The 24,421-nt window shown below is 71.3% G+C and carries 17 protein-coding genes; 13 read left to right on the plus strand and 4 right to left on the minus strand.

The window, feature by feature from the left end; genetic code table 11:
* Positions 1 to 36: 36 nt before the first annotated feature.
* The gene (locus tag ACIRF8_RS04375) at positions 37 to 1,014 is read right to left on the minus strand and encodes a hypothetical protein (protein WP_404210701.1); all 978 of its coding nucleotides are present in this window, start codon (positions 1,012 to 1,014) and stop codon (positions 37 to 39) included.
* Between the two features lie 115 nt (positions 1,015 to 1,129).
* On the opposite strand from ACIRF8_RS04375, the gene ACIRF8_RS04380 reads away from it, so the two are divergent.
* Entirely contained in the window at positions 1,130 to 3,760 is a 2,631-nt protein-coding gene (locus tag ACIRF8_RS04380; protein ID WP_404210702.1) for a valine--tRNA ligase, read from the plus strand.
* 71 nt (positions 3,761 to 3,831) lie between these two features.
* Here the strand turns inward: ACIRF8_RS04380 and ACIRF8_RS04385 are convergent, their stop codons facing one another.
* Together ACIRF8_RS04385 and ACIRF8_RS04390 are read right to left on the minus strand one after the other, a co-directional pair.
* Entirely contained in the window at positions 3,832 to 4,377 is a 546-nt protein-coding gene (locus ACIRF8_RS04385) for a hypothetical protein (RefSeq protein WP_404210704.1), read from the minus strand.
* Positions 4,378 to 4,481: 104 nt separating this feature from the next.
* Positions 4,482 to 5,489 carry a rod shape-determining protein gene (locus ACIRF8_RS04390; RefSeq protein ID WP_404210706.1) on the minus strand — a complete coding sequence of 336 codons (1,008 nt, stop codon included), beginning with the start codon at positions 5,487 to 5,489 and terminating at the stop codon, positions 4,482 to 4,484.
* A gap of 65 nt (positions 5,490 to 5,554) precedes the next feature.
* On the opposite strand from ACIRF8_RS04390, the gene ACIRF8_RS04395 reads away from it, so the two are divergent.
* The 10 genes from ACIRF8_RS04395 (at position 5,555) to ACIRF8_RS04440 (ending at position 18,140) form a co-directional block, all read left to right on the plus strand.
* Positions 5,555 to 7,090, plus strand: coding sequence for a bifunctional folylpolyglutamate synthase/dihydrofolate synthase (locus ACIRF8_RS04395; protein WP_404210708.1), 1,536 nt, complete (start codon positions 5,555 to 5,557; stop codon positions 7,088 to 7,090).
* Positions 7,091 to 7,096: 6 nt separating this feature from the next.
* A complete protein-coding gene (locus ACIRF8_RS04400) occupies positions 7,097 to 7,441 on the plus strand; it encodes a DUF4233 domain-containing protein (protein WP_404210710.1) in 345 nt (114 codons plus the stop codon).
* Positions 7,442 to 7,633: 192 nt separating this feature from the next.
* A complete protein-coding gene (gene ndk, locus ACIRF8_RS04405; protein WP_404210712.1) occupies positions 7,634 to 8,047 on the plus strand; it encodes a nucleoside-diphosphate kinase in 414 nt (137 codons plus the stop codon).
* A 342-nt stretch (positions 8,048 to 8,389) separates the two neighbouring features.
* Positions 8,390 to 9,409 carry a rod shape-determining protein gene (locus ACIRF8_RS04410; RefSeq protein WP_404210714.1) on the plus strand — a complete coding sequence of 340 codons (1,020 nt, stop codon included), beginning with the start codon at positions 8,390 to 8,392 and terminating at the stop codon, positions 9,407 to 9,409.
* A gap of 129 nt (positions 9,410 to 9,538) precedes the next feature.
* The gene (mreC, locus tag ACIRF8_RS04415) at positions 9,539 to 10,489 is read left to right on the plus strand and encodes a rod shape-determining protein MreC (protein ID WP_404210716.1); all 951 of its coding nucleotides are present in this window, start codon (positions 9,539 to 9,541) and stop codon (positions 10,487 to 10,489) included.
* 18 nt (positions 10,490 to 10,507) lie between these two features.
* Positions 10,508 to 11,182, plus strand: coding sequence for a rod shape-determining protein MreD (mreD, locus tag ACIRF8_RS04420; protein ID WP_404210718.1), 675 nt, complete (start codon positions 10,508 to 10,510; stop codon positions 11,180 to 11,182).
* Complete coding sequence (gene mrdA / locus ACIRF8_RS04425) at positions 11,179 to 13,359, plus strand: penicillin-binding protein 2 (protein WP_404210719.1); 2,181 nt, start codon at positions 11,179 to 11,181, stop codon at positions 13,357 to 13,359. The genes mreD and mrdA overlap by 4 nt, the downstream gene beginning before the upstream one ends.
* Before the next feature lie 6 nt (positions 13,360 to 13,365).
* Complete coding sequence (gene rodA, locus ACIRF8_RS04430) at positions 13,366 to 14,565, plus strand: rod shape-determining protein RodA (RefSeq protein ID WP_404210720.1); 1,200 nt, start codon at positions 13,366 to 13,368, stop codon at positions 14,563 to 14,565.
* Between the two features lie 64 nt (positions 14,566 to 14,629).
* The gene (locus ACIRF8_RS04435; protein WP_404210722.1) at positions 14,630 to 16,144 is read left to right on the plus strand and encodes a CHAD domain-containing protein; all 1,515 of its coding nucleotides are present in this window, start codon (positions 14,630 to 14,632) and stop codon (positions 16,142 to 16,144) included.
* A gap of 40 nt (positions 16,145 to 16,184) precedes the next feature.
* On the plus strand, positions 16,185 to 18,140 hold the full coding sequence (locus ACIRF8_RS04440; protein WP_404210723.1) for a TIGR03960 family B12-binding radical SAM protein: 1,956 nt from the start codon (positions 16,185 to 16,187) through the stop codon (positions 18,138 to 18,140).
* A gap of 63 nt (positions 18,141 to 18,203) precedes the next feature.
* On the opposite strand, the gene ACIRF8_RS04445 is transcribed toward ACIRF8_RS04440, so the two are convergent.
* Positions 18,204 to 18,791, minus strand: a complete 588-nt coding sequence (locus ACIRF8_RS04445; RefSeq protein ID WP_404210724.1) for a TerD family protein — start codon at positions 18,789 to 18,791, stop codon at positions 18,204 to 18,206.
* Between the two features lie 229 nt (positions 18,792 to 19,020).
* Between ACIRF8_RS04445 and ACIRF8_RS04450 the strand changes: the two genes are divergently transcribed.
* Positions 19,021 to 19,803 (plus strand): TIGR03936 family radical SAM-associated protein, encoded by a 783-nt coding sequence (locus ACIRF8_RS04450; RefSeq protein ID WP_404212275.1) that lies wholly within the window; start codon positions 19,021 to 19,023, stop codon positions 19,801 to 19,803.
* 243 nt (positions 19,804 to 20,046) lie between these two features.
* On the plus strand, positions 20,047 to 24,276 hold the full coding sequence (locus ACIRF8_RS04455; protein ID WP_404210726.1) for a ribonuclease E/G: 4,230 nt from the start codon (positions 20,047 to 20,049) through the stop codon (positions 24,274 to 24,276).
* Positions 24,277 to 24,421 lie beyond the last annotated feature (145 nt).

Below are 24,421 nucleotides of genomic sequence, written 5' to 3' on the forward strand. Positions count from 1 at the left end.
ATCCGACCGGGGCCCCTTCGACGTGTGCGCGCGGCGTCACGCCTTGACGCGGATCTCCTGGCGGAGCTTCGAGGAGATGTCCGAGGCGGCCTTGAGATCGGCCGTCTTGCCACTCATCAGATCGGAGATCTGCATCGACATGACCATGGCCACCGTGCTGTGGTCACCCCAGATGCAGACCGGCATGTGCATCACCTTGGGAGTGCCCGCGGAGCTGGACGAGGTGTCGGTGTTCTCGATCTTCACTTCCTGGCACTTCAGCACGTAGTCGTCGGTGCTGTAGTCGGTCGGGCTGCCGACGAGTGAACCCTTCGTCTTGCCGTCGCCGTCGTCCTTCGCCGCGGAGTCCGCCGCCTTGGCGAACATGCCGTCGACGAGCTGCTCGGGGTCGTCGACCTCGCCGTACGCGCCCTGGAACTGGAGCACCTTGCCGCCCAGCGGGTTGGCGGCGTCCTTGACCTCGTAACCGGCGCTGACGGGCTTGCCGTTCTTCAGGCCGTCCTTCTCGGCGTCCTTCATGTCCTGCTCGTCGAAGCCGTCCGAGGTCTCGGAACTCTTCTTGTACTCGGTCAGCACCGTCGCCGGCGTCGTGAGCTTGTGCGCGCCGTCGTCCGCCACCGAGGCGCCGGCGCCGCCCCCGCCGAACACGAAGTACGCGCCGACGCCGATGGCCGCCACCACGGCGACCGCCGCGATGATCAGGCCCGTCTTCTTCTTCCCGCCACCCGTCGGCGGGGCGGGCGGGTACTGGCCGTAGGGCTCCTGCGGCTGCTGCCCGTACGGGCCGGGCTGCTGGGGCTGGCTGTAGGGCTGCTGCGGCGGAACGCCGGGCTGGCCCTGCTGCGGGTAGCCGTATCCGGGCTGCGGTGCCTGCTGCGGGTACCCGTAGCCGGGCTGCGGGGCCTGCGGCTGCTGGCCGTACGGACCCGGCTGCTGTGGCTGCTGGCCGTACGGTCCGGGCTGCTGTGGCTGCTGCGGCTGGCCCCCGTACGGGCCCGGCTGGTTGTGGCTCATTACTGAGGTTCCCTCCCGAGGTTTATGTGCTTCCGACATCCTGACGTACGCGCGTGCGGTTCGGTCCCCCGGAATCGGTTTCAGTACGAGCTTGTGACCCCTCTAAACTGACCCCGTGACCGAGAACTCTCAGCAGCAGAACCCAGCGCCCACCTCCGAACTGCCGACCCAGTACGCGCCGGCCGAGGTAGAGGGGGCGCTGTATCAGCGCTGGGTAGAGCGCGGCTACTTCACCGCTGACGCCAAGAGCGAGAAGGAGCCGTACACGATCGTCATTCCGCCGCCGAACGTCACGGGCTCGCTCCACCTGGGGCACGCGTTCCAGCACACGCTGATGGACGCCCTGACGCGCCGCAAGCGCATGCAGGGGTTCGAGGCGCTGTGGCTGCCGGGCATGGACCACGCCGGTATCGCGACGCAGAACAAGGTGGAGCAGCAGCTCGCCGAGGAGGGCAAGTCGCGGCAGGACCTGGGTCGCGAGGAGTTCGTCGACCGCGTCTGGCAGTGGAAGCGCGAGTACGGCGGCAAGATCCTCGGCCAGATGCGCCGCCTCGGCGACGGCGTCGACTGGTCGCGTGAGCGGTTCACGATGGACGAGGGCCTGTCGCGCGCCGTCCAGACCATCTTCAAGCGGCTCTTCGACGACGAGCTGATCTACCGCGCCGAGCGCATCATCAACTGGTGTCCGCGCTGCCTGACCGCCATCTCGGACATCGAGGTGGACTACCAGGACGACGACGGCGAGCTGGTCTCGCTGAAGTACGGCGAGGGCGACCAGAGCGTCGTCGTCGCGACCACCCGCGTCGAGACGATGCTGGGTGACACCGCGGTCGCCGTCCACCCGGACGACGAGCGGTACGCGCACCTCATCGGCAAGCGCATCAAGCTGCCGCTGACGAACCGGACGATCCCGGTGGTCGCGGACGCGCACGTCGACCCGGAGTTCGGAACCGGCGCCGTCAAGGTGACGCCCGCCCACGACCCGAACGACTTCGCCATCGGGCAGCGGCACGACCTCGAAACCATGACGATCATGGACGAGCGCGGGGTCATCACGGTCCCGGGCCCGTTCCAGGGCCTCGACCGGTTCGAGGCGCGCGCCGCCATCGTGGACGCGATGCGCCAGCAGGGCCGTGTCGTCGCCGAGAAGCGCCCGTACGTCCACTCCGTCGGCCACTGCTCGCGCTGCCGCACCACCATCGAGCCGCGCCTGTCGCTCCAGTGGTGGGTCAAGGTCGAGACGCTGGCCAAGGCCGCCGGTGACGCCGTCCGCGACGGCCGCGTCACGCTCCACCCCAAGGAGATGGAGAAGCGGTACTTCGACTGGGTCGACAACCTCAACGACTGGTGCATCTCGCGCCAGTTGTGGTGGGGCCACCGCATCCCGGTCTGGTACGGGCCCGAGGGCCAGGTCGTCTGCGTCGGCCCCGACGAGGAGCCGCCGGGCACCGCGGCCGAGGGCTGGACGCAGGACGAGGACGTCCTGGACACGTGGTTCTCCTCCGGCCTGTGGCCGTTCTCCACGCTGGGCTGGCCCGAGCAGACCCCGGACCTGGAGAAGTTCTACTCGACCGACGTCCTGCTCACCGGCCACGACATCATCTTCTTCTGGGTCGTGCGGATGATGATGTTCGGCCTGTACGCGATGGACGGCGAGGTCCCCTTCAAGACCGTCGCCCTGACCGGTCTCGTCCGCGACGAGAACGGCAAGAAGATGTCGAAGTCCTTCGGCAACGTGGTGGACCCGCTCGACTGGATGGACAAGTACGGCTCCGACGCGCTGCGCTTCACCCTCGCGCGCGGCGCCAACCCGGGCACCGACGTGCCGATCGGCGAGGACTGGGTCCAGGCGTCCCGCAACTTCGCCAACAAGATCTGGAACGCCACGCGCTTCGCGCTGATGAACGGCGCGACGGTCGAGGGCCCGCTGCCCGAGCCGGAGCGGATGACGGCCACCGACCGGTGGATCCTGTCACGGCTCAACAAGACGGTCGCCGAGGTCGACGCGTTCTACGAGGACTACCAGTTCGCCAAGGTCTCCGACTCCCTCTTCCACTACGCCTGGGACGAGGTCTTCGACTGGTACGTCGAGCTGTCGAAGACGACGTTCATGGCGGGCGGCGAGCCGGCGAAGGTGTCGGGCCGGGTCCTCGGCGAGGTCCTGGACGTGACGCTGCGCCTGCTCCACCCGATCGTCCCGTTCGTCACCGAGTCGCTGTGGACCACGCTGACGGGCGGCGAGTCCGTCGTCGTCGCCGACTGGCCGAAGGACAGCGGCTTCCGCGACGACGCCGCCGAGCGGGAGATCGAGACGCTCCAGCAGGTCGTCACCGAGGTCCGCCGCTTCAAGGGCGAGCAGGGCCTCAAGGCGGGCCAGCGCGTCCCGGCGCGGCTCACGCTGGACGGCACGGCGCTCGCCCCGCACGAGGCGGCGATCCGCCAGCTCCTGAAGCTCCAGCCGGAGGGCGAGGAGTTCCACGCGACGGCGACGCTGCCGGTGGCCGGCGCCGAGGTGGCGCTCGACCTGTCCGGCGCCATCGACGTGGCCGCCGAGCGCAAGCGCCTCGCCAAGGACCTGGCCGCCGCCGAGAAGGACAAGGCGCAGGCCGAGGGCAAGCTGGGCAACGAGAAGTTCCTCGGCAAGGCCCCCGAGAAGGTCGTCGAGGGCATCCGTGCCCGCCTCGCCAAGGCGGACGAGGACATCGCCCGCATCCAGGCGCAGTTGGAGCGGCTGCCGCAGGCGTGAGCCGTACGGCTACGTGACGCAAGGCCCCGGAACCGATCGGTTCCGGGGCCTTCCTCCGTGAGCCGCGTACGTCAGGACCGCTGCGTGCTCAGGCCCAGGTGGCGCAGCTCGACGTCGGCCAAGGCGTCCAGGACCACCGGGTCGGCCTCCCGCCACCCCTCGGCGAGGCGGCCGGGGCCCGCGTCGGTGAAGCGGGCGAGTTCGTCGAGGGGGCGGACCAGGGCCCGCAGGGCGAGCAGTTCGCGGCCGTCCTCGGTGGCGGCCAGTTCGCGCGCGGCGGCGGCCTGCCGCGTCCAGCGGATACGGCGCGGCAGCCACAGCGCGAGCAGCAGGCCGACCGGGACGACGAACAGGGCGACGGCGGCGAGCACCGCGAGGCTCTGCGCGGGTGCGGGCCCGCTGTCGGCGAGCCGGTCGCCGGCCCGGGCGACGTCGTGCAGGGTGCCGTGCATCCGGGGGCCGAGCAGCGGGATGCGCGGGCGGGCGGACCTGGCCGCGTGGGTGATGAGCCGGTGCGCGGACACCGCGGCCCCCGCCCACAGGGCGATCCACAGCACGGCCGCGCCGTCGCCGATGATCTGGCGTGCGCGGCGGCCGGGTCGGTGTGCGTACCACATGGTCCGAGGGGTACACCGCGGGCGCGGGCCGGTCCGGTCACCGCGCCGGACGTTACGGCGAATGGCCCTGTGACGGCCCTGGCCCGGGCCCCTTCGCGGCTCCGCTACGCCGCGCTCATCACCCGCTGCAACTCGTCGAAGTCCTCGACGCACCGGCCGCAGCCCATGGCGACACTGTGCAGCGGGTCCTCGGCCACGAAGACGGGGATCCCGGTGGCGGACGTCAGCCGCAGATCGAGACCGGGCAGCAGGGCGCCGCCGCCGGTCAGCACGATGCCGTGCTCCATGATGTCGCCGGAGAGCTCGGGCGGGCACTCCTCGAGGGTCGCCTTCACCGCCGAGATGATCGCCTCCACCGGCTCGTCGAGCGCGGAACGCACCTCCTGCACCGTCAGGTCGACCGTCTTGGGCAGTCCCGCGACCTTCTCGCGGCCCCGCACGGTGAACGACCGCATCTCGAAGGCGTCCTCGCCGGGCACGGGCCAGGCCGAGCCGATCGCGATCTTGACGTCCTCGGCGGTGCGTTCACCGATGAGCAGCCCGTGCCGCTTGCGCACGTGGTCGGTGACGGCGGTGTCGAGCCGGTCGCCGCCGACCCGCAGCGACCGCGCGGTGACCACGCCGCCGAGCGAGATGACGGCGACCTCCGTCGTGCCGCCGCCGATGTCCACGACCATCGAGCCGCGCGGTTCGGACACCGGGAGCCCCGCGCCGATCGCCGCGGCCATCGGTTCCTCGATCAGGTGCACGGCGCGCGCGCCCGCACGCTGGGCCGCGTGCACGATGGCCCGCCGCTCGACGGGCGTGACCCCGCTGGGTACGCACACGACCATGCGGGTACGGGGCCTGCGTCCGGGCACGGCCTTGCGCACGAAGTGCCGGATCATCTCCTCGGCGGCCTCGTAGTCGCTGATGACGCCGTCGCGCAGCGGCCGGATCGCGGTGATCGACCCGGGGGTGCGCCCGATGGTCTCCTTCGCCTCTGTGCCGACGGCGAGCGCGGTGCGGCTGCCTTCCTTGACGGCGACGACGGAGGGTTCGTTCAGCACGATGCCCTGACCGCGTACGTAGAGGAGTGTGTTGGCGGTGCCGAGATCAATGCCTATGTCCATGATCGTCAAGTTTGCCATGGGTGGTGCCGTCGGTGCTGTCGCGGGCCTTTCGTAGACTGGCGTACGTGAGCGACCTCCCCCCGCACGACAGCGGCGACGACGAGCCCGTCGGCATCCCCGACCCCGACGCCTTCGACGAGATCGTGGGTGCCGAGACCGAGCGCGACCCCGACCTCGCGGTGATCGAGGCGGGCAGCCGCACCCTGCGTGCCCGGGGTGGTGCGCCGCAGGGCGACGACATCCCCGCGCGTCCGCGCGACCCGGAGGTGGAGAAGGCGCTGCGCGCCGTGGAGGCCGATCTGGCCACGCGCTGGGGCGAGACGAAGCTGGAGCCTTCGGTCGGCCGGATCGCCGCGCTCATGGACGTCCTGGGCGAGCCGCAGCGCGCGTACCCCTCCATCCACATCACGGGCACCAACGGCAAGACGTCCACGGCCCGCATGATCGAGGCGCTGCTCGGCGCCTTCGACCTGCGCACCGGCCGGTACACGTCGCCGCACGTGCAGTCCGTCACCGAGCGCATCAGCCTGGACGGGGCGCCGATCGACCACGAGCGCTTCATCGAGACGTTCGAGGACATCAAGCCGTACGTCGACATGGTCGACGCCAAGGAGGAGTTCCGGCTCTCCTTCTTCGAGGTGCTGACCGGGATGGCCTACGCGGCCTTCGCGGACGCCCCCGTCGACGTGGCGGTCGTCGAGGTCGGCATGGGCGGGAGCTGGGACGCGACGAACGTGATCGACGGATCGGTCGCGGTGATCACGCCCATCGACCTCGACCACACGGACCGGCTCGGCTCGACGCCGGGCGAGATCGCGGGCGAGAAGTCCGGGATCATCAAGCAGGGCGCGACCGTGATCATGGCGCAGCAGCCGGTGGACGCGGCGCAGGTGATCCTCAAGAAGGCCGTGGAGAAGGACGCCACGGTCGCGCGCGAGGGCCTGGAGTTCGGGGTCGTCGGCCGGCAGGTCGCGGTCGGCGGACAGCTCGTGACGCTGCGCGGCCTCGGCGGCGAGTACGAGGAGATCTTCCTGCCGCTGCACGGCGCGCACCAGGCGCACAACGCGGCGGTGGCGCTCGCCGCCGTCGAGGCGTTCTTCGGCATCGGCTCGCAGCACGCGCGCCCGCTCGACATCGACACGATCCGCACGGCGTTCGCCTCCGTCACCTCGCCGGGCCGCCTGGAGATCGTGCGCCGCTCGCCGACGGTCGTCCTGGACGCCGCGCACAACCCGGCCGGCGCCCGCGTCACCGCGGAGGCGATCAGCGAGGTCTTCGACTTCAGCCGGCTGATCGGTGTCGTCGGCGCCAGCGCCGACAAGAACGTACGGGGGCTGCTCGAAGCCTTCGAGCCGATCTTCGCGGAGATCGTCGTCACGCGGAACTCCAGCCACCGGGCGATGGACGTCGACGAACTGGCGGCGGTCGCGGTGGAGGTCTTCGGGGACGAGCGCGTGCAGGTCGAGCCGCGGCTCGACGACGCGCTGGAGGCCGCGATCACGCTCGCCGAGGAAGAGGGCGAGTTCGCGGGCGGGGGCGTGCTCGTCACCGGTTCGGTGATCACGGTCGGCGAGGCCCGGCTGCTGCTGGGGAAGGGCTGATCCGCTGTGCGTACGTTGTGTTCCTCGACCCTGATCGGCGAGTTCTTCGTCATCGGTTTCGCCGGGCTCGTGGCGATGAAGGACCCGGACCTGTCCAGTGGTCTGGTGTGGACGGTGTGCGGGGTCGCCATGGTGGTGAGCGTGCTGCTGTGCGGCGTGCTGTCCCGTCCCGGGGGTGTCCAGGCGGGCTGGGCGCTCCAGATCGCGCTGATCGTGAGCGGGTTCTGGGTGCCGCTGATGTTTTTCATGGGGGTTGTCTTCGCCGCCCTGTGGTGGGCCTCGGTCCATTTCGGGCGGAAGGTGGATGTGGCCAAGGCGCGCTGGGCGGAGCAGGAGTCGAGCGCCGCGTAAGTCGTGTGCGCGTCGCCGGGTGCGGCATCTCATCGGGGAAGGCCGCGCGCAGCGCATGCCTTCAGGGGCGCGGGGAACCGCGCGACCAGCCCCACCCGACGGTCACCCGGCAACCTCCCCGAAGCCGCACGGCGCGTGGCCTGTAATCTCAGGCCCACCGCACCAACAGGCCGCACAAGGAGTTCAGCCGAAATGACCCAGCGCACGCTCGTCCTGCTCAAGCCCGACGCGGTCCGCCGTGGCCTGATCGGCGAGATCATCGGCCGTATCGAGCGCAAGGCCGGCTGGACGATCAGCGCCCTGGAACTGCGCAGCCTGGGCCAGGAGACGCTGGAGCAGCACTACGGCGAGCACAAGGGCAAGCCGTTCTACGAGCCGCTGGTCGCCTTCATGTCGTCGGGTCCCGTCGTCGCGCTGGTCGTCGAGGGTGAGCGCGTGATCGAGGGCGTACGCCAGTTGGCCGGTCCGACCGACCCGATCGCCGCCGCGCCCGGGTCGATCCGCGGTGACTTCGGTGTCATCGTCCGGGAGAACCTGATCCACGCCTCGGACTCGGAGGAGTCGGCCGAGCGCGAGCTGAAGATCTTCTTCCCGAACCTGGTCTGAGAGCGGGCGGCGGTCCCGGCCGGTCTCGTCTGGTGAGACCTGCGGAAACTTCTTTCTGACGCCCCGTCAGTCGTCCGGTGCGACTGACCTGGAGCGGCCCGAGAAATTGGGCCGCTCTTTGGCATATGCGGCCCGATCGGGGGAACGCAACCCTCCGTCGGCACGTCCCCATTAGCGGGGCGGGGGTTCATCTGCTGACAATGGCGAAGACCCTCGCGCCGTGATCGTGCAGGCGAGACTACGATGGAAGCCTCCACACCACACGCGTCCACCTCTCGCCTACCTGACAAGCAATCAAACGCTCCACTTGGGAAGGCCAGACGAATCCTGATGGGGAACTCAATGTCGTTCATCGGCCGTGACATGGCTGTCGACCTCGGGACCGCCAACACGCTGGTGTACGTCAGGGGTCGTGGGATCGTGCTCAACGAGCCGTCCGTGGTCGCGATCAACACCAACACCGGTGGCATCCTCGCGGTCGGCGCCGAAGCCAAGAAGATGATCGGACGCACGCCGGGCAACATCGTGGCGGTGCGCCCCCTGAAGGACGGTGTGATCGCCGACTTCGAGATCACCGAGCGCATGCTCCGCTACTTCATCCTGAAGATCCACAAGCGGCGCTACCTCGCCCGCCCCCGCGTCGTCGTCTGCGTACCGTCCGGCATCACGGGAGTCGAGCGCCGCGCCGTCATCGAGGCCTCCTCGCAGGCCGGTGCCCGCCAGGTGCACATCATCGAGGAGCCCATGGCCGCCGCCATCGGCTCCGGCCTCCCGGTCCACGAGGCCACGGGCAACATGGTGGTCGACATCGGCGGCGGCACCACCGAGGTCGCCGTCATCTCGCTCGGCGGAATCGTCACGGCACAGTCCATCCGCGTCGCGGGCGACGAGCTGGACAACGCGATCATCCAGCACATCAAGAAGGAGTACTCGCTCCTCCTCGGTGAGCGCACCGCCGAACAGATCAAGATCACCATCGGCTCCGCGTACGACCTCGACAACGATGAGCACACCGAGATCCGGGGCCGCGACCTCGTCTCCGGTCTGCCGAAGACCGTCGTCATCTCGGCCGCGGAAGTCCGCAAGGCCATCGAGGAACCGGTCAACGCGATCGTCGACGCGGTCAAGACCACGCTCGACAAGTGCCCGCCCGAGCTGTCCGGCGACGTCATGGACCGCGGCATCGTGCTGACCGGCGGCGGCGCCCTGCTGCGCGGCCTCGACGAGCGACTGCGCCGCGAGACCGGCATGCCGATCCACATCGCCGAGAACCCGCTGGACAGCGTGGCGCTCGGCTCCGGCAAGTGCGTCGAGGAGTTCGAGGCGCTCCAGCAGGTGCTGGACGCCTCGCCGCGCAGATGAGCGCGGCACGACCCTCTCAGGGTTGGTCCGCCGTACGAGTGGCTGCCACTTCGTACGGCGGATCGTTGATATAGAGGCAAGGCACACACATACCCCAGATTTCCGATCGAGGAAGGCACGCCGCCGCACGTGAGGGACACACGAGAGAGCCGGCTGCTCCTGGTGCTGCTGATCGCCATCGCGTTCGCACTGATCACGGTGGACATCCGCGGTGGTGAGGACTCGCCGGTCGACGGTGCCCGCCAGGCAGCCGCCAAAGTCTTCGGCCCGGTGGAGAACGGCGTCTCCGGCGCCGTCGACCCCATCGGCAACGCCGTCAGCGCGGTCCGCGACTCCGGCAACCGGCACGACCGCATCGGTCAACTGGAGCGCGAGAACGCCGCGTTGAAGGCCAAGCTCGGCAGCGACGACCGCAACCGCAGCAAGATCCACCAGCTCGACACCATGCTCAAGACCGCCGGCGCCGGCCAGTACGGCATCAAGGGCGCCCAGGTCATCGCCATAGGGTCCGCGCAGGGCTTCTCCTGGACCGTCACCATCGACGCGGGCGCCGACGACGGCATCAAGCGCGACATGACGGTGCTGAACGGGGACGGGCTCGTCGGCCGCGTCACCACCGTCGGCCCCGGCACCGCCACGGTGCTGCTCGCCAACGACCCCGACTTCACCGTCGGCACCCGGATGGAGAAGACCGACGAACTCGGCTTCACCTCGGGACAGGGCGACCGCCCGCTCCGCGTCCAACTCCTCAACGGCAAGGCCAAGGTGAAGAAGGGCGACCGGCTCGTCACCTTCGGCTCGCAGGCCGACAAGCCGTTCGTCCCCGGCGTCCCGGTCGGCAGGGTCGTCCGCGTCGACCCCTCCGGCGGCGACCTCACCCGCACCGTCTACGTCCAGCCGTACGTCGGGTTCACCCGGCTCGACATCGTCGGCGTCGTCGTGCGGCCCCCGCGCACCGACCCCCGCGACGAGGTCCTCCCGGCCAAGCCCGCCAAACCCGAGCCGGCCCCGACGGTGACCGTCACCGCCACCCCGTCCGCGCCCGCGGGCGCCACCGCCGACAACGGCTACGAGCAGTAGTCAGGAGGAGCAAGAACCATGCGCTTCAACCGGATGCTGCTCTCCACCAGCCTCGTCGTCGTCGCCCTCGTCATCCAGGTCTGTGTCCTCGCCCGGCTCCAACTCCCCGGCGCCGTACCCGATCTGCTGCTCCTGACCGTCCTCGGCCTCGCCCTGGTCTACGGTCACGTGGGCGGCGCCCTCGTCGGCTTCGGGGCCGGTCTTCTCGCCGACCTCGCACCCCCCGCCGACCACGCCGCGGGCCGCTACGCCCTCGTGCTCTGCGTCATCGGCTACCTCGCCGGCCTCGCCAAGCCGGACAACGGGCAGCTCCGCTCGGCCGCGGGCCCCATGGTCGTCGTCGTCGGCGCCGCCATCGGCACCACCCTGCTGTACGCGGGCGTCGGCGCCCTCGTCGGGGACACCGCCGCCCGCCACGTCGGCCTCGGCAGCCTCATCTTCACCGCCGCCCTCTACGACCTGCTGCTCGCCCCGTTCGTCGTACCCGGCGTGATGGCCCTCGCCAGACGCGCGGAGCACGACCCACTGGCCGAGACGAGCGGAAGCTCCGCCAAGGCCGCCGACGTCTCCGCCGGCTGGCTCTCCGCCGGCACCGGCCTGCGCATCGGCAACCAGCGCGGCGGACTGCGCATGAAGACCGCCAAGGCGCGCGCCGCCCGCGCCGGACGCATCAAGGGGGTCAAGCGGCTGTGACCAACATTCCCGAGACGGGCCGGACACCCCGGGTCCAGATCCGGCTCATCGTCCTCCAGATCCTCGTGCTCTCCCTCCTGCTGACCCTCGGCGGTCGCCTCTGGTACCTCCAGATCCGCAACGGCGACGAGTACGCCAGGGAAGCCTCCGGCAACCACGTGCAGCAGGTCGTCACGCCCGCCACCCGCGGCTCGATCCTCGACGCCCGAGGCGTGCCCATCGCGGACAACGAGACCCGTCTCGTCGTCTCCGCCTCCCGCACCGACCTGATGAAGATGAAGGACGACGGCAAGGCGGTCCTCGCCAAGCTCGCCGCCGTCCTCGGCATGAAGCCCAAGGACGTGCAGGAGAAGGTCCGGCTGTGCGACGCCAAGACGCCGCAGCCCTGCTGGAACGGATCGCCGTACCAGCCCATCCCCATCACCGACGAGGCCACGCCCCGCCAGGCGCTCCAGATCCGCGAGCGCGGCGAGGACTTCCCCGGCATCACCGCCGAACCCACCGCCGTACGCCGCTACGCGGGACCGGGCGGCTCCAACACCGCGCAGGTCCTCGGCTACCTCTCACCCGTCACCGACGCGGAGATCGAGAAGGCCAAGGACACCGACTCGCCGTACCTGCGCTCCGACCAGGTCGGCCGCTCCGGCCTGGAGCGCACGTACGACAAGGAGCTGCGCGGCAAGGCAGGTGTCACCCGCTACGAGGTCGACAACCTCGGCCGCGTCATCGGCCGCGCCGACAGCGACAAGGCCGAGCCGGGGGCGAACGTCGTCACGTCGATAGACGCACGCGTCCAGTCCGTCGCCGAGTACGAGCTGAACGAGGCGATGAAGACCGCCCGCAAGGAGTTCGACAAGAACACCGGGACCAACTACAAGGCCGACTCCGGTGCCGTCGTCGTCCTGGAGGCAAAGACCGGCCGCGTCGTCGCCATGGCCTCCAACCCGGCCTACGACCCGAACGCCTGGGTCGGCGGCATCTCCGGCAAGGACTACGCCGACCTCACCGGCAAGAAGTCCAACTACCCGCTGCTCAACCGGGCGATCCAGGGCCAGGCCGCCCCCGGCTCCATCTTCAAGGTCATCTCGACGTCGGCGGCGGTCAAGGCGGGCTACCCGTTCAACGGGAGCTACCCCTGCACCAGCTCGTACTCGATCGGCGGCCAGGTCTTCAAGAACTTCGAGTCGGCGGACCACGGGTCCATCAGCCTCGGCCGCGCCCTGGAGGTCTCCTGCGACACCGTCTTCTACGGCCTCGCCCACAAGGAGTGGAAGAAGGACGGCGGACTCCGGAGCAACAAGGACACCCAGGACTGGTTCTACAAGACGGCCCACCAGTTCGGCCTCGGCAAGGAGACCGGCATCGACCTGCCCAACGAGGTCACCGGCCGCGTCCCCGACCGCCAGTGGAAGCAGCGGTTCTGGAAGGCCAACAAGGACTCCTGGTGCAAGTCCGGCAAGAAGGACGGCGACTACGTCCAGAAGCTGAACTACGAGAACTGCCTCGAAGGCAACCTCATGCGCGCCGGTGACGCCGTCAACTACTCCATCGGCCAGGGCGACACGCTCGTCACCCCCATCCAGATGGCGTCGATCTACGCGGCGATCTCCAACGGCGGCACCCTGCACGTGCCCGAGGTCGGCAAGGCCGTCGTCAGCGCCGACGGCAAGCAGATCTCCGAGATTCAGCCGAGGACCAACGGCAAGCTCCCTATGAGCCGCGCCACCCGCGACCAGATAGACAAAGCACTGGCGGGAGTGGCGACCCGCGGTACGGCCGCCTGGCGGTTCCAGAACTGGCCGCAGGACAAGATCCCGATGCACGCCAAGACGGGTACGGCCGAGGTCTACGGCAAGCAGACGACATCCTGGTTCGCGACGTACACCAAGGACTACTCCATCGTCATGACGATCTCCCAGGGTGGTACGGGCTCCGGTGCCTCGGGACCGGCCGTCCGCAAGATCTACGACGCCCTGTACGGCCTCGACGGCAACGGCAAGCAGGACCTGAAGAAGGCGCTGCTGCCCGAGCCGCAGAAGGCCCTGCCGAAGATCGGGAGCGACGGCTCGATCGACGCGCCGGAGATCAAGCCGTACCGGCCGAAGAAGGAAGTGCCGCCCGGGCAGCAGCAGTTGGCGGGGTCCCTGCCCGCCTCCGCGTACGGCAGGAGGGACTGAGCCAGCATGGCCGGCACCAATGGCTTCTCCGTCTCCGGGTACGGGCCCCAGCGCTCCACCATGTCGCGGCTGCTCGCCCGCGACTCCGTGGCCCGGCGGCTCGACTGGCCCATACTGTTCTGCGCGCTCGCCCTGTCGCTGATGGGCGCCGCGCTCGTCTACTCCGCCACCAGGAACCGCACCGAGCTCAACCAGGGCGACCCGTACTACTTCCTCCTCCGCCACCTGCTCAACACCGGTATCGGCCTCGCGCTGATGGTGGGGACGATCTGGCTCGGACACCGGACGCTGCGCGGCGCCGTCCCGATCCTGTACGGGATCTCCGTCTTCCTGGTGCTGCTCGTCCTCACCCCGCTCGGCGCGACGGTCAACGGCGCGCACGCCTGGATCATCATTGGCGGCGGCTTCTCCCTCCAGCCCTCGGAGTTCGTGAAGATCACGATCATCCTGGGCATGGCGATGCTGCTCGCCGCGCGCGTCGACGCCGGCGACAAGGACCACCCCGACCACCGGACCGTCCTCCAGGCCCTCGGCCTCGCCGCCGTCCCCATGGCGGTCGTCATGCTGATGCCGGACCTCGGCTCCGTCATGGTCATGGTGATGATCGTGCTCGGCGTGCTGCTCTCCTCCGGCGCCTCCAACCGGTGGATCCTCGGACTGATCGGCGTCGGCGCGGCCGGAGCCGTCGCCGTGTGGCAGCTCGGGGTGCTCGACGACTACCAGATCGCCCGGTTCGCCGCCTTCGCCAACCCCGCGCTCGACCCGGCGGGCGTCGGCTACAACACCAACCAGGCGCGCATCGCGATCGGTTCGGGCGGCCTGTCCGGCGCGGGCCTCTTCCACGGCTCGCAGACCACCGGCCAGTTCGTGCCCGAGCAGCAGACGGACTTCGTGTTCACGGTGGCCGGCGAGGAGCTGGGCTTCGTGGGCGCCGGGGCCATCGTGCTGCTGCTCGGCGTGCTGCTGTGGCGGGCCTGCCGCATCGCCCGGGAGACCACCGAGCTGTACGGCACGATCGTCGCCGCGGGGATCATCGCCTGGTTCGCGTTCCAGGCGTTCGAGAACATCGGGATGACCCTCGGCATCATGCCGGTGGCGGGCCTCCCGCTGCCGTTCGTGTCCTACGGAGGATCGTCGATGTTCGCCGTGTGGGTCGCGGTGGGGCTGTTGCAGTCGATCCGGGTGCAGCGCCCCATGTCGGCGTAGACCTCCCCCGGCCCGTCCGTCCCGCGCTCTGTCGGGCGGGCCGCATGCCGTCTAGATTCGAGTCATGGCGGAGACGAAGCGCGAGATCGAGCGGAAGTACGACGCCCCGGAAGAGGACTTCCACCTGCCCGACCTGCACAAGGTCCCCGGAGTGGCGGAGGTCGTCGACAAGGGCGTCGTCGAGCTCGACGCCGTCTACTACGACACGGCCGACCGGCGGCTCGCCGCCCACCGGATCACACTGCGGCGGCGCACCGGCGGCGACGACGCGGGCTGGCATCTGAAACTCCCCGTCGCGGTCGGCGACGACGCCCGCGACGAGGTCCGCGCGCCGCTCTCCGACGACGTGCCGCGGGTCCTCACCGGGCTCGTGCGCTCCCGGGTCCGCGACGCCGAACTCGTCCCCGTGGTCCGGCTGCTCTCCTCCCGCGACGTCACCCACCTGACCGGCGCCGACGGCACCCTGCTCGCCGAGGTGTGCGTGGACGCCGTGCGCGCCGAACGGATCGGCGGCGAGGGCAGCACCGCGTGGACCGAGATCGAGGTCGAGCTGGCCGACGGCGGCGACCCCGCCTTCCTCGCCAAGGTCGACAAGCGGCTCCGCAAGGCAGGCGTCGAGCCGTCCGCCTCCTCCTCCAAGCTGGCCCGCGCCCTGGACGAGACAGGGGCCGCGCCGCCCCCTGCCGCCGCCGCGGGCGACCCCGTCACCGCGGGGGACCACGTCCTCGCCCGGCTGCGTGCCCAGCGCGACGCCCTCGTCGAACTCGACCCCGCCGTGCGCCGGGACCTCCCCGACGCCGTGCACCAGATGCGGGTCGCGACCCGTCGGCTGCGCAGCGCGTTCAAGACGTACAAGAAGATCCTCGACCCGGCCGCGACGGAAGCGGTCGGCGCGGAGCTCGCATGGCTCGGCGCGGAGCTGGGCATCGACCGGGACCGCGAGGTGCTGACCGAGCGGCTCACCGGACGGATCGACGCGCTGCCGCGCACGCTGCTGCTCGGGCCCGTCCGCGGACGGCTGCGGATCTGGGCCGTGGCCCGCCGCCTCGGATCGCGCCGCCACACCGTCGCCGTGCTCGACGGCCGGCGCTACCTGGCCCTCCTCGACGCGCTCGACGCGCTGCTCGCCGACCCGCCGCTGAAGCCCGCCGCCGGGCGCCCCGCCGCCCCCTTGCTGGCGAAGGCGGCGCTGAAGGACCACGCCCGCCTCGCGGCCCGCCTGGAGCACGCCCGCTCCCTGCCGCCCGGCACCGAGCGCGACCACGCCCTGCACCAGGCCCGCAAAGCCGCCAAGCGCGCCCGGTACGCGGGCGAGACCGCGGTGCCCGCCCTCGGCGGAAAAGCCGGGAAGTTCGCGAAGCGGGTGAAGAAGGTGCAGTCGCTGCTCGGCGAGCACCAGGACTCCGTCGTCGCCCGAGAGGCGCTGCGCGACCTGGCGATCCAGGCGCACGCGGCCGGGGAGACCGCCTTCGCCTGGGGTCTGCTGTACGGCCAGGAGCAGGCGGCGGCGGCCGACGCGCAACGGGAACTCCCGGCCGTATGGGATCGAGCGGCGAAGCCGGGTCTTCCGGCGGGTTAGCCTTGAGGGTCACCCTGTCAGCTCACAAAGGTCCACGGTTATGCCTGCCGAAGCCGCCGCCGCGGCGCCTCAAGTGGTCGAGTCTGTCTTTCCGCAGCTCGAAGCGCTGCTCCCGCATGTGCAGAAGCCGATCCAGTACGTCGGCGGAGAGCTCAACTCCACGGTGAAGCCGTGGGAGTCAGCCGACGTCCGCTGGGCGCTGATGTACCCGGACGCGTACGAAGTCGGACTGCCCAACCAGGGCGTCATGATCCTCTACGAGGTGCTGAACGAGCGCGAGGGCGTCCTCGCCGAGCGCACGTACAGCGTCTGGCCGGACCTGGAAGCGCTGATGCGCGAGCACGAGGTCCCGCAGTTCACGGTCGACTCGCACCGCCCCGTCAAGGCGTTCGACGTCTTCGGCCTGAGCTTCTCCACCGAGCTCGGCTACACGAACATGCTGACCGCGCTCGACCTCGCCGGGATCCCGCTGGAGTCCAAGGACCGCACCCTGGACGACCCGATCGTCCTCGCGGGCGGCCACGCGGCGTTCAACCCGGAGCCCATCGCCGACTTCATCGACGCGGCGGTCATCGGCGACGGCGAGCAGGCCGTCCTCGACATGACCGACATCATCCGCGCGTGGAAGGCCGAGGGCCGCCCCGGCGGTCGCGAGGAGGTGCTGCTGCGCCTCGCGAAGACGGGCAACGTCTACATCCCCGCCTTCTACGACGTCGAGTACCTGCCCGACGGGCGCATCGGCCGCGTCGTACCGAACAGGTCGGGCGTGCCGTGGCGGGTCTCCAAGCACACCGTCATGGACCTCGACGAATGGCCGTACCCGAAGCAGCCGCTCGTGCCGCTCGCCGAGACGGTCCACGAGCGCATGTCCGTCGAGATCTTCCGCGGGTGCACCCGCGGCTGCCGTTTCTGCCAGGCCGGCATGATCACGCGCCCCGTGCGGGAGCGAAGCATCACCGGCATCGGCGAGATGGTCGAGAAGGGTCTGAAGGCGACCGGGTTCGAGGAGGTCGGCCTGCTCTCGCTCTCCTCCGCCGACCACACCGAGATCGGCGACATCGCCAAGGGCCTCGCCGACCGGTACGAGGAGGACAAGATCGGCCTGTCCCTCCCCTCGACCCGCGTGGACGCCTTCAACGTCGACCTCGCCAACGAGCTGACCCGCAACGGCCGCCGCTCGGGCCTCACCTTCGCCCCCGAGGGCGGCAGTGAGCGCATGCGCAAGGTCATCAACAAGATGGTCAGCGAAGAGGACCTGATCCGGACCGTCGCCACCGCGTACGGCAACGGCTGGCGGCAGGTGAAGCTGTACTTCATGTGCGGCCTGCCGACCGAGACGGACGAGGACGTCCTCCAGATCGCCGACATGGCGATGAACGTGATCCAGAAGGGCCGCGAGGTCTCCGGCTCGAACGACATCCGCTGCACCGTCTCCATCGGCGGATTCGTGCCCAAGCCGCACACCCCGTTCCAGTGGGCGCCGCAGCTCTCCGCCGAGCAGACCGACGAGCGGCTCACCAAGCTGCGCGACAAGATCCGCGGCGACAAGAAGTACGGCCGCTCCATCGGCTTCCGCTACCACGACGGCAAGCCCGGCATCGTCGAGGGCCTGCTCTCGCGCGGCGACCGCCGTATCGGCTCCGTCATCCGCGCGGTCTACGAGGACGGTGGCCGCTTCGACGGCTGGCGCGAGTACTTCAGCTACGACCGCTGGATGGCGTGCGCGGAAAAGACGCTGCCCGCCTACGGCGTCGATGTCGACTGGTACACGACGCGTGAGCGCACGTACGAGGAGGTCCTGCCCTGGGACCACCTGGACTCCGGTCTCGACAAGGACTGGCTCTGGGAGGACTGGCAGGACTCGCTCGACGAGACCGAGGTCGACGACTGCCGCTGGACACCGTGCTTCGACTGCGGTGTCTGCCCGGCGATGGACACGTCCATCCAGGTCGGCCCGACCGGCAAGAAGCTGTTGCCGCTGACGGTCGTCAAGTAGCACCCGGATACGGCGAAGGGGCGGACGGTCGCTGGTCGACCGGCCGCCCCTTCGCCGTACCCGCTACTTGCTGACCGCGAACCGCATCAGGGCGATCTCGTCACCCTGCTTGATCTTGCCCGTCGTGTTGATGACCTCCAGCTTCCAGGCGTCGCCCGCGCCGCGGACCGCCTTGGCCACCGCGCAGCCGTTGTCCGCGCTGAGCATGCTCGGCCAGATGTCGGCGACCTGCTGGCTGCTGCCGCCGGTCGCGTCGTACACCTTGATGCTCACATTGCGGGCCTTCTGGAACGAGCTGCCCTTCTTGAACGCGGCCGCGACGAACACGATCGCCGTGATGTTCTGCGGGATCCGCGCGAACTCCACCGTGACCGTCTCGTCGTCCCCGTCGCCCTTGCCCGTCTGGTTGTCACCGCTGTGCACCAGCGAGCCGTTGCCCAGCGGGTCCAGCGAGTCGAGGCCGGCGAGGCGCACCGGGTCGGCGCCCTGCATCGCGATGGCGATCAGGTCGAGGTCGGTGCCCTGCTTGCGGCGCAGGGCGCCGAGCACTCCGCCGCTGCTCCCGGAGGTGGGGTCCCAGGACACCCCGATGGACAGATGTGTCACTCCGTCCAGGTCCGCCGGGCCGTCTTCCTTCGTGAGCGTGATCATGCGGGGATCCCCCTCGTAGTGGCTGGTTGTCACGCGAAGCGTGCCTGTACCAAGGGTCAACGTACACGCGCCGCCCCGAGTGCCCGCGACACCGTACGCGCGCAGGTCAGAGCCCGGCGGGAACCTCCGGCCGCGCGGAGACGTACTCTTGATGACAGTACGACCGCACTCACGAAGGATCAGGACACTGGGCAAGCGACAGCCCGTAGGCCCGCCGCCCGCACCCGCGGTGCAGCGCATCCGACTGCGCTACACCAAGCGCGGCCGCCTCCGGTTCACCAGCCACCGAGACTTCCAGCGCGCCTTCGAGCGTGCGCTGCGCCGCGCCGAGGTGCCGATGGCGTACTCGGCGGGGTTCACGCCGCATCCGAAGGTGTCCTACGCCAATGCCGCACCCACCGGCACGGGCAGTGAGGCCGAGTACCTGGAGATCGCGCTCACCGCGCCGCGCGACCCCGACACGCTCAGGGACCTGCTCGACGAGTCGATGCCCGTCGGCCTCGACATCGTCGACGCCGTCGAGGCCCGCACCCCGGGCCTGGCCGACCGGCTCACCGCCTCCGTGTGGGAGCTGAGGCTCGACGGAGTGAGCGTCGAGGAGGCCGCGCGCGCCGCCGAGGCGTTCCGGGCCGCCGAGAGCGTGGAGGTCCAGCGCCGGACGAAGAACGGCATCCGTACGTTCGACGCCCGCGAGGCCGTCGCGAGTCTGGAGGCCGCGGAAGCCACGGCTGATAGGCCCGGCGACAAGGCCTGTGCGATACTGCGCCTGGTTGTTCGGCACGTGACGCCTGCCGTTCGACCCGACGACGTCCTGTCCGGTCTCCGCGCCGTGGCTGACCTGGCGCCGCCGGTCCCCGCAGCGGTGACCAGGCTGGCGCAGGGGCCTTTCGATGAAGAGACCGGCACGGTGACCGACCCGCTCGCGCCCGACCGCGAGGCAGTCCAGGCCCCCCGAACGGGGACCGCGGAACCTGCCGCCGCGACGGCGTCTGCCGTGGAAGGTTCCGCGTAAGGCGGTCGTCGTAGCGCCGCCCTCGTACTCGGGAGCCATCTGGGTCGGGCAGCGCACCCACCCAAGGACTTTCGCCAGGCCGTACGTACAGCGCGTACCGGAACCGGCGAGAACAGACAGAGAGCCCCCGTGCGGCGCCCGCGCCCCGGACCGGCGGCACCGCGCGAGACGCGCGAGCCGCAGGCGTCACCGGTCATCCGGATGAGGCGCGGCGCCCGGGGGCCTGACGGGAGACACACCCGCATGCCCGAGCAGATCGAACCGAACGACCCCACCACCTCCGCCGTGGGCGACACGCCCAGCGACACCCTGCCCCCGCGCCGCAGGCGCCGGGCCGCGTCGCGCCCCGCGGGCCCGCCCGCCGGGAAGGCCGCCGCCGACACCGCGCCCGAGCCGGTCGCCGCCGACGAGACCGCGGCGACCCCGCAGACTTCTTCGGCCGCCGAGGCCCCGGCGCAGGACCCCGCGCCCGCCGCCCGCCCGCGCCGCCGCGCCACCCGCCGCGCCTCCGCCCCCGCGGGCGCGCCCGCCGCGCAGGACGAGACCGTCCAGGCCGAGGCCGAGGCCGAGAGCGCCGCACCCGTCGCCGAGGCGCCGGCCGAGGACGCGGCCCCGCGCCGCTCCCGCCGCCACGCCACCCGCGCCGTGACCGCGCCGGTCGCGGACCAGGCCGAGCAGGCCGCCGCGCCGCAGGCCACCGAGGAGCCCGCCGCTCCCGCCGCCTCCGCCGATGAGCCCGTCGCCGAGCCCGCGTCGGAGACCGAGGCGCCCGCGCCGCGCCGCCGTCGCCGTGCCACCCGCACTGTCACCGCGCCCGCCGCCGAGGCCCCCGCTGCCGAGGCCCCCGTGGCCGAGGAGCCGCAGGCCGTCGCCGCGCCGCAGGAGCCCGCCGCCGAGGAGCCGGCCGAGGAGGCCGCGCCGCGCCGCCGTCGCCGTGCCACCCGCACCGTCACCGCGCCCGCCGCCGAGACCTCCGCCGCCGAGGCCCCCGTGGCCGAGGAGCCGCAGGCCGTCGCCGCGCCGCAGGAGCCCGCGGCCGAGGAGCCGGCCGAGGAGGCCGCCCCGCGCCGCAACCGTCGCCGCGCCACCCGCGCCGTCGCCGCCCCGGAGCCGCAGGCCGCCGAGCCCGAGACCGCCGCGTCCGCCGCGCCCGCCGAGGCGCAGCCGCAGCAGACCGGCGCCGACCACACGGCCGGCACGGTCAGCAGCGAGAGCACGGACAGCGCCGCCGACGACGACGCGTCGCCGCGTCGCCGTCGCCGCGCCACCCGCAAGGCAGCCGGTGGCTTCGCCGAGCCGAGGGCCCAGCGCTCCGCCTCGAAGGCCGCCCGGTCCGACGCGGGCGCGGACGCCGACGCGGGCCGCCCGAAGCGGCCCTCCATCGCCGTGTTCCAGGCTCCCGTCTTCACCGAGCCGATGTTCCAGACGCCGGAGCGCGCCGCCGCCGCTGCCGCGGCCCAGGCCGCCGAGGAGAAGCCCGCCGAGGCCGAGCAGGCGCCCGCGCCGGTCGCCGCCGAGGAGGAGCCGGCCCCGCGCCGTCGCCGCCGCAAGCGCGCCGCCGACGAGCAGCCTGCCGTGACCGAGCCGGTGGCGGAGGCCGAGGCGACGGCCGATGAGCCCGCGCGTCAGGACGAGCCGGCCGAGCCGGAGGAGTCCGCCGAGCCCGACGAGTCGGCCGATGACCACGACGAGAACGGCGACCGCCCGTCCCGTCGCCGCCGTCGCGGTGGCCGCCGCCGTCGCCGCGGCGAGTCCGCCGACTCCGACACCGAGCACAGCGCGTCCGAGGAGACCGACGAGGCCGAGGACGACGTGGAGGAGCGCGCGGACCACACCGACCACGCCGACCACGCCGTCGACCACGACGAGCGCGAGGAGCACGACGACCGCGACGAGCGCGACGACAACGGCGCGTCCGGTTCGAGCAGCAGCCGCCGTCGCCGTCGCCGCAGGCGTCGCGCCGGGGACGCCGCGCCCGAGAGCGAGCAGCCCTCGTCCGACGACCCGGAGCGCACGGTCGTCAAGGTCCGCGAGCCCCGCAAGAAGGACAGTTTCGTCGAGCGTGAGCGCTCATCGACCTCCTCGGACGAGGTGCAGTCCATCAAGGGCTCCACGCGTCTGGAGGCCAAGAAGCAGCGCCGCCGCGAAGGCCGTGAGCAGGGCCGCCGCCGTGTCCCGATCATCACCGAGGCCGAGTTCCTGGCGCGCCGCGAGGCCGTCGAGCGCGTGATGGTGGTCCGCCAGAACGGCGAGCGCACCCAGATCGGCGTGCTCGAGGACGACGTCCTCGTCGAGCACTACGTCAACAAGGAGCAGTCGACCTCGTACGTCGGCAACGTGTACCTGGGCAAGGTCCAGAACGTGCTGCCGTCGATGGAGGCCGCCTTCATCGACATCGGCAAGGGCCGCAACGCGGTGCTGTACGCCGGTGAGGTCAACTTCGAGGCGCTCGGCATGGCCAACGGCCCGCGCCGCATCGAGACCGCCCTCAAGTCCGGCCAGTCCGTGCTCGTCCAGGTCACCAAGGACCCGATCGGTCACAAGGGCGCCCGCCTCACCAGCCAGATCTCGCTGCCCGGCCGCTACCTGGTCTACGTGCCCGAGGGCTCGATGACCGGCATCAGCCGCAAGCTCCCGGACACCGAGCGCGCGCGTCTGAAGACCATCCTCAAGAAGATCGTCCCCGAGGACGCGGGCGTCATCGTGCGCACCGCCGCCGAGGGCGCGAGCGAGGACGAGCTGCGCCGCGACGTCGAGCGTCTCCAGGGCCAGTGGGAGGACATCCAGAAGAAGTCCAAGCAGATCTCGACGTCGTCGCCGAGCCTGCTGTACGGCGAGCCGGACATGACGGTCCGCGTCGTGCGCGACATCTTCAACGAGGACTTCACCAAGGTCATCGTCAGCGGTGACGAGGCGTGGGAGACCATCCACGGCTACGTCACCCACGTGGCGCCCGACCTGGCCGACCGCCTGACGCGGTGGACCAGCGAGGTCGACGTCTTCGCGACGTACCGGATCGACGAGCAGCTCGCCAAGGCGCTCGACCGCAAGGTGTGGCTGCCCTCGGGCGGCTCCCTGGTGATCGACAAGACCGAGGCGATGGTCGTCATCGACGTCAACACCGGCAAGTTCACCGGTCAGGGCGGCAACCTCGAAGAGACCGTGACGAGGAACAACCTCGAAGCGGCCGAGGAGATCGTGCGCCAACTGCGCCTGCGTGACCTCGGCGGCATCGTCGTCATCGACTTCATCGACATGGTCCTGGAGTCCAACCGCGACCTGGTCCTGCGCCGGATGCTCGAATGCCTGGGCCGGGACCGCACCAAGCACCAGGTCGCCGAGGTCACCTCGCTCGGCCTGGTCCAGATGACCCGCAAGCGCGTCGGCCAGGGCCTCCTGGAGTCCTTCTCCGAGACCTGCGTGCACTGCAACGGGCGCGGCGTGATCGTCCACATGGAGCAGCCCGCGTCCGCCGGTGGCGGCGGCAAGCGCAAGAAGCGCGGTCGCGGCGGCAACGGCACGGACCACGGCCACGAGCACGACCACGAGGGCCCGCACAGCGGCGCCGAGACGGCGGAGACCGCCGAGTCCGACGCCGAGGTCGCCGCGGAGGCCGCCGCCCCCGTGGCGCTGCCCGAGCCGGACTTCAGCGCCGACGAGGAGCTGTACTCCAGCGCCGCCGAGGCGGAGGCCGCGGCGAGCCGTGGCGGCCGTTCGCGCCGCCGTGCCACGCGTCGCGCGTCGGCCCCGACCGGTGCGCCCAAGGAGCCGGTGGCCCAGGAGGCCCCGGCGCCCGCCGCGCGGCCCGAGCCCGCCCCTGCGCCCGAGCCCGAGCCGGTCGTCGAGGCGGAGGCCCCCCGGGAGGCCGAGCCCGTACAGCCCGCGGAGCCCGTACAGGAAGAGGCGCCCGCTCCGCGGACGCGTCGCCGGGCCACCCGTAAGGCCACCGCGCCCGCCGGTTCCCCGAAGGCGTCCTCGCAGGAGGCCGCCGGGGTGACGGTCACCGAGCCGGTGAAGGCCGAGGAGCCGGCCGTCGCCGAGGCGCCGAAGCAGCCGGAGCCGGAGACGGCCGCGCCCGAGCCGTCCGCGGCCCCGGCCCGCCCGCGCCGTCGCGCCGTCCGCAAGGCCGCCGCCCCCACCGCGCCCGTGGAGACGGCCGTCGTGGTCGTCCCCTCGGCCACGACGGAGGCCGAGCCGGTCCAGGCCGAGCCGGTCCAGGCCCCGGCCGAGGAGGCCGGGGACGAGGCGCCCGCCGCCAAGAAGACGGCCCGTAAGACGGCCAAGAAGGCGACGGCGAAGAAGGCGGCCACCAAGAAGACCGCCACCAAGACCGCGGCCAAGAAGACGGCCGCGAAGAAGACGACGGCCAAGAAGGCGGCGAAGACCACCGCCAAGAAGACGACCGCGAAGAAGACCGCGGCGGCCGGGCAGCAGTCCCAGCCGTCCGTCTCCGCCGCGGCCGACGAGGCCTGAGGCACCGGCCCGGGCGACCGGGCGGACGACGCCCCCGTACAGCAGCGCACCGCTCGCTGTACGGGGGCGTCGCTCTCTGTAAAACTCATGAGGTCGTAGAAGTGGACGCAGAGGCGCACGTGGGGGATACGGGCGGCTGTGCCAG

Source organism: Streptomyces sp. NPDC102406 (assembly GCF_044765725.1).
Classification (GTDB): domain Bacteria; phylum Actinomycetota; class Actinomycetes; order Streptomycetales; family Streptomycetaceae; genus Streptomyces.